This is a genomic window from Pseudomonas sp. 3296, assembly GCF_031456615.1.
Taxonomy (GTDB): domain Bacteria; phylum Pseudomonadota; class Gammaproteobacteria; order Pseudomonadales; family Pseudomonadaceae; genus Aquipseudomonas; species Aquipseudomonas mucoides.
The window spans coordinates 1-15290 of the sequence record NZ_JAVDUY010000017.1 but is presented as its reverse complement, the minus strand read 5'-3'; the positions used below and the strand labels follow the sequence as shown (position 1 = coordinate 15290).

17 protein-coding genes are annotated in these 15290 nt (G+C 59.5%); 15 read left to right on the top strand and 2 right to left on the bottom strand.

Translation table 11 applies throughout. From position 1 onward, the window contains the following. On the bottom strand, positions 1-534 hold the full coding sequence (locus tag J2X66_RS29490) for an NfeD family protein (protein WP_310272098.1): 534 nt from the start codon (positions 532-534) through the stop codon (positions 1-3). 198 nt (positions 535-732) lie between these two features. On the opposite strand from J2X66_RS29490, the gene J2X66_RS29485 reads away from it, so the two are divergent. From J2X66_RS29485 to J2X66_RS29440, 10 genes are all read left to right on the top strand, one after another. After that, positions 733-1194, top strand: a complete 462-nt coding sequence (locus J2X66_RS29485; RefSeq protein ID WP_310272054.1) for a YbaK/EbsC family protein — start codon at positions 733-735, stop codon at positions 1192-1194. A gap of 117 nt (positions 1195-1311) precedes the next feature. Then, on the top strand, positions 1312-1557 hold the full coding sequence (locus J2X66_RS29480) for a DUF2789 domain-containing protein (RefSeq protein ID WP_310272051.1): 246 nt from the start codon (positions 1312-1314) through the stop codon (positions 1555-1557). A gap of 93 nt (positions 1558-1650) precedes the next feature. Beyond that, positions 1651-1896 (top strand): type II toxin-antitoxin system Phd/YefM family antitoxin, encoded by a 246-nt coding sequence (locus tag J2X66_RS29475; protein WP_310272046.1) that lies wholly within the window; start codon positions 1651-1653, stop codon positions 1894-1896. 126 nt (positions 1897-2022) lie between these two features. Beyond that, complete coding sequence (locus tag J2X66_RS29470; protein ID WP_027926009.1) at positions 2023-2451, top strand: MarR family winged helix-turn-helix transcriptional regulator; 429 nt, start codon at positions 2023-2025, stop codon at positions 2449-2451. After that, the gene (locus J2X66_RS29465; RefSeq protein WP_310272044.1) at positions 2448-4520 is read left to right on the top strand and encodes an FUSC family protein; all 2073 of its coding nucleotides are present in this window, start codon (positions 2448-2450) and stop codon (positions 4518-4520) included. Before J2X66_RS29470 ends, J2X66_RS29465 begins: the two co-directional genes overlap by 4 nt. Beyond that, positions 4517-4726, top strand: a complete 210-nt coding sequence (locus J2X66_RS29460; protein ID WP_046033221.1) for a DUF1656 domain-containing protein — start codon at positions 4517-4519, stop codon at positions 4724-4726. The genes J2X66_RS29465 and J2X66_RS29460 overlap by 4 nt, the downstream gene beginning before the upstream one ends. Then, positions 4723-5610: an HlyD family secretion protein gene (locus J2X66_RS29455; protein ID WP_310272038.1), complete on the top strand. Its 888-nt coding sequence runs from the start codon at positions 4723-4725 to the stop codon at positions 5608-5610. The genes J2X66_RS29460 and J2X66_RS29455 overlap by 4 nt, the downstream gene beginning before the upstream one ends. Further along, complete coding sequence (locus J2X66_RS29450) at positions 5607-7055, top strand: TolC family protein (RefSeq protein WP_310272035.1); 1449 nt, start codon at positions 5607-5609, stop codon at positions 7053-7055. Before J2X66_RS29455 ends, J2X66_RS29450 begins: the two co-directional genes overlap by 4 nt. 82 nt (positions 7056-7137) lie before the next feature. Continuing rightward, positions 7138-7773, top strand: a complete 636-nt coding sequence (locus J2X66_RS29445) for a hypothetical protein (protein ID WP_027926004.1) — start codon at positions 7138-7140, stop codon at positions 7771-7773. A gap of 293 nt (positions 7774-8066) precedes the next feature. After that, on the top strand, positions 8067-9575 hold the full coding sequence (locus J2X66_RS29440) for a YdgA family protein (RefSeq protein WP_310272032.1): 1509 nt from the start codon (positions 8067-8069) through the stop codon (positions 9573-9575). A gap of 74 nt (positions 9576-9649) precedes the next feature. Here the strand turns inward: J2X66_RS29440 and J2X66_RS29435 are convergent, their stop codons facing one another. Beyond that, positions 9650-11179 carry an FAD-dependent oxidoreductase gene (locus tag J2X66_RS29435; RefSeq protein WP_310272029.1) on the bottom strand — a complete coding sequence of 510 codons (1530 nt, stop codon included), beginning with the start codon at positions 11177-11179 and terminating at the stop codon, positions 9650-9652. A gap of 139 nt (positions 11180-11318) precedes the next feature. Here J2X66_RS29435 and J2X66_RS29430 point away from each other — a divergent pair, with 139 nt between their 5' ends. The 5 genes from J2X66_RS29430 to J2X66_RS29410 all read left to right on the top strand — a co-directional run bounded on the left by J2X66_RS29430 (position 11319) and on the right by J2X66_RS29410 (position 15080). Next, positions 11319-11879: a YbhB/YbcL family Raf kinase inhibitor-like protein gene (locus J2X66_RS29430; RefSeq protein ID WP_027926001.1), complete on the top strand. Its 561-nt coding sequence runs from the start codon at positions 11319-11321 to the stop codon at positions 11877-11879. Between the two features lie 88 nt (positions 11880-11967). Then, positions 11968-13671 (top strand): VWA domain-containing protein, encoded by a 1704-nt coding sequence (locus J2X66_RS29425; RefSeq protein WP_310272026.1) that lies wholly within the window; start codon positions 11968-11970, stop codon positions 13669-13671. A gap of 1 nt (position 13672) precedes the next feature. Continuing rightward, entirely contained in the window at positions 13673-14239 is a 567-nt protein-coding gene (locus J2X66_RS29420; protein WP_310272023.1) for an RNA polymerase sigma factor, read from the top strand. Beyond that, positions 14236-14811, top strand: coding sequence for a hypothetical protein (locus tag J2X66_RS29415; RefSeq protein ID WP_310272020.1), 576 nt, complete (start codon positions 14236-14238; stop codon positions 14809-14811). Before J2X66_RS29420 ends, J2X66_RS29415 begins: the two co-directional genes overlap by 4 nt. Before the next feature lie 20 nt (positions 14812-14831). After that, on the top strand, positions 14832-15080 hold the full coding sequence (locus tag J2X66_RS29410; RefSeq protein WP_027925997.1) for a hypothetical protein: 249 nt from the start codon (positions 14832-14834) through the stop codon (positions 15078-15080). Positions 15081-15290 lie beyond the last annotated feature (210 nt).

The following is a 15290-nucleotide window of genomic DNA, read 5'->3' as shown; positions in this document are numbered from 1 at the left end:
TTATTCTCCCACCGGCACCGCGTCAGCCGCGGCCACTTGCAACAGTAATCCTTTTCGCGCCACCACTCGGACGTGTTGCCCCGGCTGCAGCGGTGTCGGGCTTGAAACCTGCCAGCGCTCCCCTTGCAAATGCACCCAGCCGTTGCAGGCATTGTCGGGCAGCAACGACAGGACCTGCGTCACGCTGCCCAGCAGCTCTGCATCGCCAGTGACGTTGCGCCGCGGTCGGGTTTTCAGGGCGCGGATCAGCAGGAAAATCAGGAGCAGGGCACTCACCAGCCCCAGGCCGATGATCAAGGGAACAGGTATTTCGGTGTTGGTCAGAATCACTGCACCGATCACGAACATCACAATGCCGCCCAAACCGATCACGCCGTAATTGGGCAACGCGGCCTCCGCGATCAGAAAGGCGATGCCGAAGGTGATCAACCACATCCCGACGGGATTTGGCATCAGCAGCACAACGGTATCGGCGGCGAACACCGATCCGCTCATCGCCAACAGCAGTGCAACGACACAGCAACGAATCTTCACGTGACCCTCCGCGAGAGTCATCAGGTGGCTCTGTATACAGTTTAGTTGAGCCTTGGCGTCTCTGAACTCTGCTCACTTTACGGTGGCGTCCGATGAGCGGATTTCCCGCCGGAATGCTCCACCAGGCCTAGACTTTTAGTACGAAGAAAAGCGTCAACCATCGTCCGCTCGTCACTGTTACGGACACCGAGGTGCATCATGCGTATGGCAAGAACCGTGCAGAGAAGCCTGGAAACGGCTCACTGCGAATATGACATCGTCACCCATCCCCATTCGGCCAGCAGCCTGGAAACGGCGCGGCTCGCGGGTGTTCCTGCCGAGCGGGTGGCCAAGTCGGTCATCCTCGACGATCACCACGGCCATTACCTGATGGCCGTGTTGCCTGCCAGCCGTCACCTGGACCTGAGCAAGGTCCGCAGCAGCGGTGAATGGCAGGTCTCGCGGGAAAGCAATCTGCCGCACCTGTTCGATGATTGCGAACGCGGTGCCGTGCCGGCGCTGGGTGAGGCCTACGGGCTGGATGTGGTCATAGACCCGTTGGTAACCCGGCAGAAAGACATCTATCTGGAAGCTGGCAATCACACCAATTTGCTGCACATGGACATGCCGCAGTTCTTGAAAATGGTGCCGCATGCCGAGGTGCGGGAATTGAGTCAGTGAGTGTTGAATTGTCAGTACTGCCGCCATCGCGAGCAAGCTAGCGCCCACCTTTGACCGGGTTTTTATGTGGGAGCGAGCCTGCTCGCGATTGATTTTTCATTTCTCAAGGAGCCCGACATGGAATCCCCAACCCACACCCTGCCCAACCTGTTCAAGCAACTCGGCCTGGAGGATGACGCCGAGAGCATCGATAAATTCATCGCCACCCACTCACCGCTCAAGCCCGAATTGCACCTTGCGGATGCGTTTTTCTGGAGCGAGAGCCAGGCGGATTTTTTGCGTAACGATATTTTGGAGGATGGGGATTGGGCGGAGGTGGTGGATCAGTTGGATGTGTTGTTGAGGAAGGGGCGGGGGCTGTAGAAGCAATTGAAAAAACTCGTCACAGGTTTTTTGAAGGTTATGGGCCTGGCTGAAGTAATTTCATGAAAAAAGATTCTATGAAGAGATCAGCTCATGCAGCGGTTGTTGGCAGAAAAGGTCATCGGCATCTCCGAGTTTGCTCAGAACGCAGATGATGTGGTGCGGGAGGCGCAACAGGAGCCAATCGCAGTTCTAGAGAACAACAGAATCCAGGCGTATCTGATTTCGGCAGATTTGTATGGCGCGATGCTGGAGCGTCTGGATGATTTCGATTTGGCGGCGCTTGTTCTTGCCCGCAGTGGTGAAGACTCCGTGCCTGTGAGCCTTGATGCTCTGTAGAAGTGTTCAATCCTCAGGTGAATTGTTTCAAAACTTGACCACCTTTCCCTCCAAATGCGATATTGATAGTTAGCAAACTAACAGTGTGTGTTTTCCCTCGTGCCGAAGAACCTCGACGCTCTCCAGATGAACATCAGCAGCTCCATGGTGGTGGCCGCCAGGCATTGGCGGAAGATCTGCCAGACCACGCTGGTCAACTATGGAATCTCCGAAGCCTGCGCCGTCCCGTTGTTGATGATCGGGCGCCTGGGCGAGGGCGTGCGTCAGGTGACGGTGGCGCAGGCGGCGGGGATGGAGAGTCCGTCTCTGGTGCGTTTGCTCGATCAGTTGTGTCATTCGGGCTATGTCTGCCGTACCGAAGATGCCCATGACCGACGCGCCAAGTGCCTGAGCCTGACCGCCACCGGTCGCGAATTGGTGCAGGCCGTCGAAATCGAGCTGGTGCGTTTGCGCCATGAAGTGCTTGAAGGCATCGACCAAAGCGATCTGGAAGCTACGCTTCGGGTACTGAAAGCCTTTGAAGCGGCGAACTCGCCGTCGGTGGTCAACCCTTGAGCGGATTTTTCACCGGTATGCCCGCAGCGCGAGACTGGTTCTATGGTGTGCGTACTTTCGCCGCCTCGATGATCGCGTTATACATCGCCCTGCTCATGCAAATGCCGCGTCCGTATTGGGCGATGGCCACGGTCTACATCGTGTCCAGTCCCTTTGTCGGTCCTACCAGTTCGAAGGCGCTGTACCGTGCCATCGGGACCTTTTTCGGCGCGGCGGCCGCGGTGCTTTTTGTGCCGATGTTTGTCCAGAGTCCCTACGTTTTGGTGGTGGTTATTGCGCTGTGGACCGGGACGCTGTTGTTCCTGTCCTTGCACCTGCGCACCGCCAACAATTACGCCTTGATGCTGGCCGGTTACACCTTGCCGCTGATTGCCCTGCCGGTGGTGAACAACCCGTTGGGCGTCTGGGACGTGGCGGAAGCGCGGACGGAAGAAATCTTCCTCGGCATTGCTGTGGCAGCGGTGGTCGGCGCCATGTTCTGGCCGAGGCGGTTGGCGCCGGTGTTCAACGATGCGGTGAGCAAGTGGTTTACCGATGCTTCGACGTACAGCCTGCGTTTCCTCAGCCGCCAGGTGCAGCCGGACGAAGTCAGTGCGCTGCGCTCCGCCATGGTCACGACCTTCAATACCCTGGAATTAATGATCGGCCAGTTGCCGCACGAAGGCGCGCACCGGCAAACCGTGCGCAACACCAAGGAATTGCGTGGGCGGATGATTCACCTGTTGCCGGTGATCGACGCCCTCGACGACGCGCTGTATGCCCTTGAGCGGCGTACGCCCGAGCTGGTGGAGAAGTTCGCGCCGTTGCTGGCCGCTGCGACCGAATGGCTCAATCACAAAGACGCCGACCTCGCTCGCTGGCAGGCGCTGAAAGAACAGCTTGAAGCCCTGCAACCGTCCGCCGAAGCGCTTAACGATCGCAAACAGCTGCTGTTCTCCAATGCGTTGTATCGCCTCGGCGAGTGGATCGATGTGTGGCAAGACTGTCGCAGCCTGCAATACGCCATCCAGTGTGAAAGCCCGGACAGCTGGCGCGCCGTGTATCGCCACTGGCGCCTCGGTCGCCTGTCACCGTTTCTCGACCGTGGGTTGATGCTCTACTCGGCGGCCTCGACGGTCACCGCGATCATCGTTGCCTCGGTGCTGTGGATTCTGCTCGGCTGGACCGATGGCGGCTCGGCAGTGATTCTGGCCGCCGTATCGTGCAGCTTTTTCGCCTCGATGGATGACCCGGCACCGCAGATTTACCGGTTCTTCTTCTGGACCGCGATGTCGGTGGTGCTGGCCAGCCTTTACCTGTTTTTGGTGCTGCCCAACCTGCACGATTTCCCGATGCTGGTGTTGGCGTTTGCGGCGCCGTTTATCTGCATCGGCACCTTGACGGTCAAGCCGCAGTTTTACCTGGGCATGCTCCTGACCCTCGTCAACACCTCGTCGTTTATCAGTATTCAGGGCGCCTACGATGCGGACTTCCTCAGCTTCGCCAACTCCAACCTGGCCGGTCCCATCGGGCTATTGTTTGCCTTCATCTGGACCCTGATCGCCCGGCCATTCGGTGCGGAATTGGCGGCCAAGCGGCTAACCCGCTTCAGTTGGCGCGACATCGTCAATCTCAGCAAACCGGCGAACCTGGCCGAACATCGGCAATTGGGCGTACACGTGCTCGATCGTCTGATGCAGCACTTGCCGCGTCTGGCCATGACTGGCCAGGACACCGGCATTGCGTTGCGTGAGGTGCGTGTGGCGCTGAACGTGCTCGATCTGCTGGCTTACACGCCGCGAGTGGACGGTGTACCGCGAGCGCTGCTGCATCAGGTGGTGGCGGAAGTCGGTGAGTATTTCAAGGCCTGCCTGAAGGCGGATGAGCGTCTGCCGGCCCCCGGCCCGTTGCTGATGACCCTCGACCGCGCCCGCCGGGCACTGGACACGAATTGTGATGAGGATGCCCGTCTGAATTTGTTGCATGCCCTGAGTGGCCTGCGCCTGGCGTTGTTGCCGGGTGTGGAATTCGTAAGCTCGGGCGAACTCGAAGAACCGCTGCCCCATGGCATCGATGGAGCGCCTTTATGATCGGTGATGTGGACATCAGCGGGGTGTTTCTGCCCACGCTGCTGGTATTGATGGGCATTACGTATGTGTTGTTCCTGCTGGTGCACGGGTTGTTGATGCGCCTGCACTTTTACCGTCTGGTCTGGCACCGGGCATTGTTCAACGTGGCTCTCTACGCTTTGCTGCTCGGCGCCGTGGACTCACTCAGTCGATACCTGATGACATGAAAAAACCTTTTTTGACCCTGGGTCGCGTAGTGCTGACCCTGTTGATCGTGACCTTCGCCGTCGTCGTGGTCTGGCGCATGGTGATGTACTACATGTTTGCGCCATGGACCCGCGACGGGCATATCCGTGCCGACATCGTGCAAATCGCTCCGGACGTGTCCGGGCTGATTCAGCAAGTGGACGTGCGCGACAACCAATTGGTGAAACGCGGCCAGGTGTTGTTCAGCATCGATCAGGACCGTTTCAAACTGGCCCTGCGCCAAGCCAAGGCTGCGGTCGCCGACCGTCAGGAAACCCTGGCTCAGGCGCAACGCGAAGCCAAGCGTAACCGTGGCCTGGGCAATCTGGTGCCGGGCGAGCAACTGGAAGAAAGTCAGTCCCGGGTCGCTCGCGCCGAAGTGGCGTTGATGGAAGCCCAAGTGGCGGTGGACAGCGCCCAGTTGAACCTCGACCGCTCGACTATCCGCAGCCCGGTCGACGGCTACGTCAACGACCGTGCACCGCGGGCCCAGGAGTTCGTCACCGCCGGGCGACCCGTGTTGTCGGTGGTCGACAGCAATTCATTCCACATAGACGGCTATTTCGAAGAAACCAAACTGAACGGCATTCATGTCGGCCAAAGCGTCGACATTCGCGTGATCGGCGACCGCGCGCGGCTGCGTGGTCATGTGGAAAGCATCGTCGCCGGCATCGAAGACCGCGACCGCACCATCGGCAACAACCTGCTGCCCAACGTCAACCCGGCATTCAGCTGGGTGCGCCTGGCACAGCGGATTCCCGTGCGGATTGTCTTTGACGATGTACCGGCGGACTTCCGCATGATCGCCGGGCGCACCGCGACCGTGTCGATCATCGACGATCAACCCCAGGAGCCGGCGAAATGAGCAAGGCGTCGGGTTTGGCGGTTGCCGGATTAGGTTTGCTGCTGTCGGCCTGTCAGGTGGTTGGCCCGGATTATCACCTGCCTGACGAAGCGGCTGTCCATCGAGCCGATTTGCAGGGCGATCTGGCGGTCGACGGCAAAACGGTGGTCTCCGCACCGGTGCCGGCCGATTGGTGGCGCCTGTACAAGGACCCGCGACTCGACCAGTTGGTGCAACAGGCCATGGCGTCCAATACCGACTTGCGCGTTGCGGCGGCCAGTCTGTCGCGGTCCCGTGCTCAGGTCGATGAGGCAGAAGCGGCGGGTGGCTGGAGCGGCGGTGTGAAGATGGGCGCCCAGCGACTGCAGGAGTCTGGCCAAGCGTTCCTGCTTCCGGAAAAAGTGCCGGTGGCCAACGTCGGCGATATCGGCATCAGCGCGTCGTACCAGTTCGATCTGTTCGGCACGTTGCAGCGCGGCATCGAAGCGGCCAAGGCCAACGCCGATGCAACGCAGGCCGCTGCCGATACGGCTCGAATCACCGTGGTGGCCGACGTGGTCCGAGCCTACACCCAGGTGTGCGCAGCCAATGAGGAACGGGAGATTGCCCAACACTCCCTCGATCTGCAGGCCCAGAGCACCACGCTGATCCAGCGCCTGCGCGATGCCGGCCGTGGTGACGAAACCCAGGTCACCCGTTCGCAAACCCAGTTCAAATCCCTGCGCGCCGACATGCCGCGCTATGAGGCCTCGCGTCAGGCCGGGCTGTATCGCCTGTCGATGTTGCTGGCCAAGCCAGTGGATCAACTGCCGGCCGGCACCGCCACCTGCGACGAGCTGCCGAAAATCGCGCAATTGATTCCGGTGGGCGATGGCGCCGCATTGCTCAAGCGTCGTCCCGATGTGCGGCAGGCCGAGCGCCGGCTGGCGACTGCGACGGCCGGGATTGGCGTCGCCACGGGTGAGCTGTACCCGAACATCAGCATTGGCGCGACCATCGGCACCGTCGGTATCCTCGACGATCTCGGCGACCCGTCCACCAACCGTTGGGGTTTTGGTCCGTCGCTGACCTGGAACGTGCCGACCAACGGCGCCCGGGCACGCATCCGCGAAGCCGAAGCGGTGACTCAGGCGACGCTGGCGCATTTCGATGGGGTGGTGCTCAACGCCATTCGCGAAACCCAGACCAGCCTGGCCCAGTACGCTGCGTTGTTGCAACGTCGTGACGCCCTGGCAGACGCCGAGCAATCGGCAAGACTGGCAGCGGACCAGACGCATCGTTTCTTCCAGGCCGGGCGCGAATCATTCCTGGCGGACCTGCAAGCGACCCGCACCTACACGGATGTCACGGCGCAACTGGCCGCTGCCAACACCCAGGTTGCCGCCAGCCAGATCGATTTGTTCCTCGCCCTGGGCGGCGGCTGGGAAAGCGGACGAACGCAAGGCACGAACGCCAGCAAACCCTGAGGCCGTTGCTATGCTTTGATTTGATGGAGTCGCGAGTCGACTTCATCGATCAAGCTCGCGTTGGTCATGGGGATTAAAAATAATGAAAAACCCTTATGCTCCTGGCTTTTGGTGCGCTATTGCAGCATTGGTTTTGCTGTCGGCCACCTATTTCTACGGCATCATGCTGGCCCACCAGATCGACAAGGCGCTGGTGTTTCTCGACAGCGCCACCGCGCTCATCGCCGTGATGGCGATCGTGGTGGTGGCCTGGGCTTCCGTCCAGGGTCAGCGCATCAAAAAAAGACAATTCGAACAAGGCAAAACTCTGGTGCTGATCTGGGACACCAAGGTGGCGCTGCGTCGTGTCGAAACGGTGTTTGACCAATATTTCTGGGGCAGCTACTGGCAACCGGGGCGCACGTTTCAGGAAGTCATGGGCGAGCTCACCGGCACACCGCTGGAAAAAAGCCTCGAAACCTTGAAGAAGCAATGCCTGGCGTTGGATAAACAGGTGTCCGAGGACGGCTGGCACTGGCTCAACAATGCCCGCGAGCTGTCGGACGTCGCCACCAAGATGGCGCGGGAACGCTATCAACTGGACGTCTGTGATCCGCGCTCGGAGGTGACCGGCGGGGCGGTGATCAACCGGGACTTTGAGGTGTTGGTGTATACGTGGACGGCGCGGCTCAAGAGCTTTGATCATCAGCTGGATGAGATGGAAGTGCAGTATTCTTGATGTGTGTTGGCTGAATTGACGCCATCGCGAGCAGGCTCACTCCTACATTGGTTATGTGTCGATCACAAATCCTGTGTAGGCGTGAGCCTGCTCGCGATGGCGATTTCATATCCGCCGAAACTCTCAACCGCCCCGAGTAGTCCATAGACACTCTTTAACCTTTAAACATTGGGCCGTCCGATGCGCCTAGTGCTAATCTCCACCCCACTTTTAGCGGAGTCGAGCCGCAACCCCCTCAAGGGTTCAGGGAAGACGACGACACCTTCAAACAACGGACATTGACTGGGTCATTCATGAATAAATCAGCAGGCGTGCTTCTTGGAATCGTCGTAGCCATCGGCGCAATCAGCGCGGGTGGTGCCTGGTACACCGGGACCAAAATCGAAGGCGTGTTGAACACCTCGATCGCCGACGCCAACAAAGAGCTGAAGGCTGCGCTGGTCGGTTCCAATGGCACGGCCTCGCTGGAGCTGGTGTCGCTTGAGCGTCATGTGTTCAGCAGCACCGCGCACTACCGCCTCAAGGGCGAAGGCGAGATGTTTGGTGAAGCTCCGGTTGAGTTGCTCTTTGTCGACCACATCGAACACGGCCCGCTGCCGTTCTCGCGTCTGGTCTCGTTGAAATGGTTGCCGGTCATGGCTTCCAGTCACTACGAACTGGTACGCACCCCGCTCACCGAGAAATGGTTTGCCGCCGCCAAAGACAAGTCGCCGCTCACCGGCGTGGTCAACATCGGTTACGACAATGCCACCAACGGCACCCTCGAATTCCTGCCACTGGACGTCGCGCTGGATGAAAAGTCCAACCTGAAATTCTCCGGTTTGAACCTCGAAGTCGCCGCCAGCGCCCAGGCCCAGAAGATCAAGGCCAACGGCTACATGGACAGCCTGACGCTGACCACCGTGGCTGAAGATCAGACCCCGGTGAAGGTCGAGCTCAATGGCCTGACCATGGCCAGTAACCTGGTAAAAAGCACTTACGGTTTCTACACCGGCGAGAACACCCTCGAGCTGAGCGACAGCAAATCCACCTTCGGTCCCAAGCAATCGGTGTTGGGTCTGAAGAAATTCGAAATGAAAAACCTGACCGAGGAATCGGGCACCAGCGCTTCGGGGCGTGCCGATTACAAAGTGGGTGAAGTGTCGGTGAATGGCAAAGCGGTCGGTTCCGCGCAAATGGCCATGAGCCTGAAGAACCTCGATATCCCGGCGACCATGTCGCTGATGCAGGTCTACCAGACCAAACTGCAGCCTTACGAGAAAGCCGCCGCCGAGGCCGCTGCGGCCGGTCAGCCGTCTCCAGAACTGGTCCTGACCCCCGCCGAGGAGGCGCAGGTCAAAACCGGGCTCGAAAAACTGCTGGCTGCTGGCCCGCAAGTGGCGTTGGAAAACCTGTCGTTCAACACCACCAATGGCGAAAGCCGCGCCAATCTGGTGCTCGACCTGACCAAGCCACCGACCATGGACCTGCCGCCCGATCAACTGACTCAACAGTTGATTGCATTGCTGGATATCAATGTAAAAGTATCCAAGCCAATGCTCGTCGATGTGTTCACCGTGCAAAGCCAGCTTGATGGTCAGACCGACGCCAAGCTCATCGCCGACCAGGCGACCGCTACGGCCGACATGTTCGGCAGCATGGCGGTCGGTACGCAATTCGCCAAACTGGACGGCAACAACATCGTCAGCAAATTTCACTACGCCAACAATCAGGTGGAATTCAACGGCCAGAAAATGACCGTTGAAGAGTTTGTCGGGTTCGTGATGAGCAAAATCGGTGGTGGTGCTGAAATCCAGGAATAAACCTGTCGTTAAAAACAACGCCCGACTTCTGCTGCACGCAGAGGTCGGGCGTTTTGCTGTCGGGAGTTTGCCTGCTAACCCATGTCTCGAATCAGTCGCCACGCCTCATCCACTGACAGCGGCTGTTTCATGCGTTCGGCGAGCAGCGCCATGGCCCGTTCTTCGTCGCAGGCAACTGCAGCCGCCACTACGCCGTTCTTGCCGAACAGGCCTATAAAGGGCGGATGGTAGGGATCACCCTTGAACTCCACTTCGTCCCAGGCTTCGGCATGGCCGAGATAGTCGTAGTTTTTGCCGAAGTGCCACGTCCAGAAATACGGTACGTCGAGGTAATGCTCGTCAGCGCCCAGCATATTCGCGGCGGCGATCCGCGCCTGTTGTTGAGCCAGACGCCAATGCTCGATGCGCTGAGGCTGGCCGTTGAGCGGGAAGGTCGCGATATCGCCGACTGCCCACACCCCGTCGGTAACGCGCATGGCGCCATCGACCTTCAGCGAGCGGTCCTTTTCCTTAGGCAGATCGGTAAACGGATCAGTTGCGGGGGTGACACCGATGCCGGCGAGCACCAGGTCCGCCGGCAAGCGTTGACCATTGTCCAGGCACACCGCTTCGACGTTTTCCGTGCCTTCTATATAGGAGGCTTCGCCTTCGGTATGAAACACCACGCCATTGGCCTCATGAAGGGCGCGAATCGCTTTGCCGACGGTTTCGCCAAATTGTGCGGCGAAGGGGATGGCATGCCGGGCCAGGACAGTCACGTCCAATCCGTATTCACGCAGGGCTGACGCAGACTCGAGGGCTATAAAGCTGTCGCCGATGATCACTGCACGCTGACCGGGTTTGGCCGCCTGCAGAATCTCCCGTGCCTGATCTTTTGAGCGCAACACGAACACTTGCGGCAAACCCGCGCCAGGCAGCGTGAGTGGATTGGGTTTTCCGCCGGTGGCAAGCAACGCGGCGTCATACCTCAACGATCGACCATCAGTCAGCCGCAGGGTTTTGCTCGACGAGTCCAGACTGGCGACTTCACCGCTGATGCGCTCGATACGCTGTTCGCGATAAAACGCCTCATCCCTCAGCGGCGGGATTTCTTCCGGCGGCATCTCCCCGGCGATAACAAATTTGCTCAGGACGGTGCGGTCGTAGCCGGCGTCGACTTCGCGGTCGATCAGCAGCACTTGGCCGCCGAAGCCTTTTTCGCGCAGCGCCGCCGCACACGCCGTACCGGCCGCCCCGGCCCCGACGATGACAAATGTCCGTTCGTCGTCTGCCGGCGGTGTATGCGCATCGGCTAATGGCTGGTCGTCGACCCAGATCTCGCCCTCGCGTACTTCCAGCGGATAGCGCTTGAGACTGTCCAGGGCCGGCGGTTCGCACAATGCCCCGTCCTCGATCCGATACGCCGCTTTGTGCCATGGGCAGATCAAGCGTCCGTGGCACAGCGCCCCTTCCGCCAGCGGTGCCCCGGCGTGCGGGCATTCGCCCTGATAGGCGCGTAATTGATCGCCCACTCGCAACAAAACGATTTTGGTGTCTGCAACCCGGACTTCAAGTCCTCGGCTCTCGGACACATCGGCGAAATGCGCAACGCGATGCAGTGCCATGATGACTCTCCAGACAGACATTTCACTTAAGAGTTTGGCGCTTTAAGCGAGGTTCAGCCAATTCCCACTGCCACCGCACGAACGGTACAGCTATAGTTCGCAAGCCGACGACGGCCCTATCCGCACAAGGTGCTCCGGAATGACCCGATTGACCTCTCTGAACCCTTGGCTGGCGGCCGTTGCAGTCGCCCTTTGCGTGCAATTTCCGGCGCAGGCCCAGGAGCGTTTCACCCTGAACATCCCAGGTGTCACGGATGACCGGCTGTTTACCTCGGCGGCTGCCAGCGATGCTCCGGGTTGTGGCGGACACAATGCGTCACCGGCGCTGAACTGGAACACCGGGCCGGCGGGAACACTGAGTTATGCCATCGTCATGCACGACCCGGACGGCCAAAAGGGCCAAGGTGTTGATCATTGGGTGCATTACGGCATCAAGGCCACCACGCACCAGATTCCTGCCGGCGTCGGGGCAAAATCAGCCCTTGAAGGAGTCAGCGGCACCAACAGCAAAGGCACCCCCGGTTACATGGGGCCCTGCCCACCGACTGGCGACAGCGCCCATCACTACATTATTCAGTTGTATGCGCTGGACCTCGCTCCAGACGCCTTGCCTGCTGGCCTGACGCGTGCGCAACTGCTGGAAAAAATCAAAGGTCATGTGCTGAGGAACAGCAGCGTGGTGCGCCGTTACCACCGCTGAGATTTATTTTCAGCCGGTTTAACCCGAACCTTAACGGGGGCTCGTCTCAGAGGATGAATGGATCAATTTCCTCCTGAGGTCAGCCCCCATGTCCTTCCCTCTGCATTTCCTTCGCCCCGCCGCCCAGGGTTTCATCACCGGGTTGCTACTGGCCATCGCCGGTTGCGGCGTTTCCTCCGCACCCGATTCCGCGCAAGTGTCGCCACCGGCTCAAAGCGAGATGAAGGCGGCTGGGGTGGTGCGCAGTGAAGCGCCGCTGGCGGATAGGTCGATGGCCAAGCGCAGCGCACGTCCGGCACCGCTCGCAAGTGTTGCACCTGAGTCATTCCCACCGGGGTATCGGGATGAACAGCGAGAGCAATACCAGGCGCTGGCGGACAACCCCATCCACAGCGTGGCCGAGGCGCCGGTCTCGACCTTCAGTGCCGATGTGGATACTGGCGCTTACGCCAACGTCCGACGGTTACTGAATCAGGGACGCTTGCCTCCCGACGGCGCTGTGCGTCTGGAGGAGATGGTCAATTACTTCCCCTACGACTATGCGTTACCCACCGACGGCTCGCCATTCGGCGTGACCACTGAAGTGGCATCGTCACCCTGGAACCCGCATACGCGCCTGCTGCGCATCGGCATCAAGGCGTCTGACCGCGCGGTAGCGGAACTGGCCCCGGCGAACCTGGTGTTTCTGGTGGACGTGTCCGGTTCAATGGACCGCCGCGAAGGTCTGCCGCTGGTCAAAAGCACCCTGAAATTGCTGGTTGATCAATTGCGCGAACAGGATCGTGTTTCGTTGGTGGTCTACGCTGGCGATTCGCGTGTGGTGCTCGAGCCAACTTCCGGACGCGAAAAGGCGAAAATTCGTACAGCAATCGATCAATTGACCGCCGGCGGTTCGACCGCTGGCGCGTCGGGCATCGAACTGGCCTATCAAATGGCGCAGCAGGCGTTTATCCCCAAGGGAATCAACCGCATCCTGCTGGCCACCGACGGTGACTTCAATGTCGGCATCAGCGATTTCGATAGCCTCAAGCAACTGGCTGTGGATAAACGCAAGACTGGCGTTTCCCTGACGACCCTGGGTTTTGGGGTGGATAACTACAATGAACACCTGATGGAGCAACTGGCCGACGCCGGGGACGGTAACTACGCCTACATCGACAACCTGCGTGAAGCGCGCAAGGTGCTGGTGGATCAGCTCGGCTCAACGCTCGCGGTCGTGGCGAAGAACGTCAAGCTGCAAGTGGAGTTCAATCCGGCTCAGGTCAGCGAGTATCGACTGTTGGGGTATGAAAATCGGACGTTGAAGCGCGAGGATTTCAGCAACGACAAAGTCGATGCGGGCGAGATCGGTGCAGGGCACACGGTGACGGCGCTGTATGAAATTGTGCCCAAGGGTGAGAAGGGATGGCTGGAGCCTTTGCGCTATGGCAAACCTGAGTCGTCCGTTTCCGGGAGTTCCGGAGAACTGGCGATGCTGCGAGTGAGGTATCAGCTGCCCGAAGGTGGGAATAGTCGCTTGATCGAGCGACCCATCACTGACAGTCAGTCCGGCAAAGCCAGCGATGACCTGAGGTTTGCGGCGGCCGTTGCCGCGTTTTCCCAGCAGCTTAAAGATGGGCGGTATACCGGTGATTTCAGTTTGAAGGACACGCAAGCACTGGCTCGTGGTGCGCGGGGAGAGGATCCATTCGGGCTGCGTGCCGAGTTCGTGCAGTTGGTTGAGTTGGCGCAAAGCCTGCGCACCACGACGGCATCGAACAGTGAGCCGCTTATTAAAGGAGGCTACAACTGACATGTCAGCTCTTGAACCGGGCGACGAAGTGCTGCTGGCCCGTTATCGAGCAGGTGACGGACCGGCGTTCGAGATCTTGTACGCCCGCCATCGCCTGGGCCTCTATCGATTCCTGCTCGGCCTCAGCGGTAAACCCGAGCTGGCCGAGGAGGTTTACCAGGACACTTGGCTGAGCCTGATTCGCAGTACCAGTCAGCCACAAGGTCGGGCGAACTTTCGTACGTGGCTTTACCAGATTGCCCGTAATCGACTGATTGATTACTGGCGCAAGCACGGAATCCACAATCCCTTGCACGACAGCTACGACGAACAGGCTCATGCAGTCATTGATGAGGCGACCGATCCGGAGCAACTGCTAAGCCTGAGTCGTGACAGTCAGCGCCTGGAAACGGCGCTGCAAAACCTGCCTGCTGACCAGCGTGAGGTCTTCCTCCTGCGTGCCCATGGCAATCTCGATCTGGCGCAGATCGCTATGCTCATTGGCGCACCGCTGGAAACCGTCAAAAGCCGTTTGCGTTACGCCCAGCAAAAACTGCGTCGGCTGCTGGCCGAGGAGGTACTGACATGACTGACGCCCGTCCTACACCTGAAGATGATGTGGTGAAGCACTTTCGTGAGCACGCGACGGGTGAACCGCCGGCTCATCTGGATTCATTGATCCTTGCCGTGGCCCATAAGGAAGCTCCGGTGCCGAAGCCGAACCTCTGGCAGCGCTGGATTCAGGCGTGCCAGAAGCCTCGCTGGCAGGTTGCGTTTGCCAGCCTTGTGGGTGTCGCGTTGATGCTGGCGTTGGTGCAGCGTACGCCGGAACAATCGCCGGGCTATGACTTCGTCCCGGCGCCCAAGGCATCTGCCCCGATCGTCAAAAAAGAAGCTGCTCGCTCTCTGGCTGCCCCGGCGGCGCCGATGGCCGATATTGCTGCGCCCGCGCAGAGCGAGCCAATTAATGCCGAGAGGGCCGAAGAGGCGACTAAACGTGCAGCGGCGCCAGCAATCGCGCTGGATGAGCAGCTGCGTGAGGTGGTGCGCCTGCAGAATGCGGGTCAGGCACAGGCGGCAGATACATTAATGAAGGCATTGCACAAACGCTTTCCTGACGAAAACGTCGAGGCTCGACTCAAGGACATGCCGAGAAACTGAGTTGCAAGACGGTCAGCCATTTGGCATCCGTGCCCGAAAGCGCGCACTATCGGGTCGTAGCCGATGCGTTGGAGGAAGCCGTGGCGAAAAAAATCGATCGCATCGCCCAAATGCTCAACTGCCCCGTGAAGGGGGAGGAACTAAGACGGGCAATTACTGAGAGTCGTAAGGATTTCCTCCTTAACCAACCGGAAGCGGAGGAGGTTGATGAGGAGGACTTTGAGGATGATGAGGAGTGGGACGACGATCTCGACTGGACGACCGAGTAGTCGCGTCGCTGGTTTACCCAGCCAATGCGGGTTGGGAGGGGGCTGAACAGATCTCTGTAGTACAGGCGTTCGGACGGGGAAAGAAAGTTCAAAAAGAGACTTGACGTAGTATTGGAACGCTGTAGAATTCGCCTCCCGCTACCGAGTGATCGGAAGCGCAAGTGGTTGAAGTTGTTAAAGATTTCCAAGCGAAACTTTGAAAACTTCTGA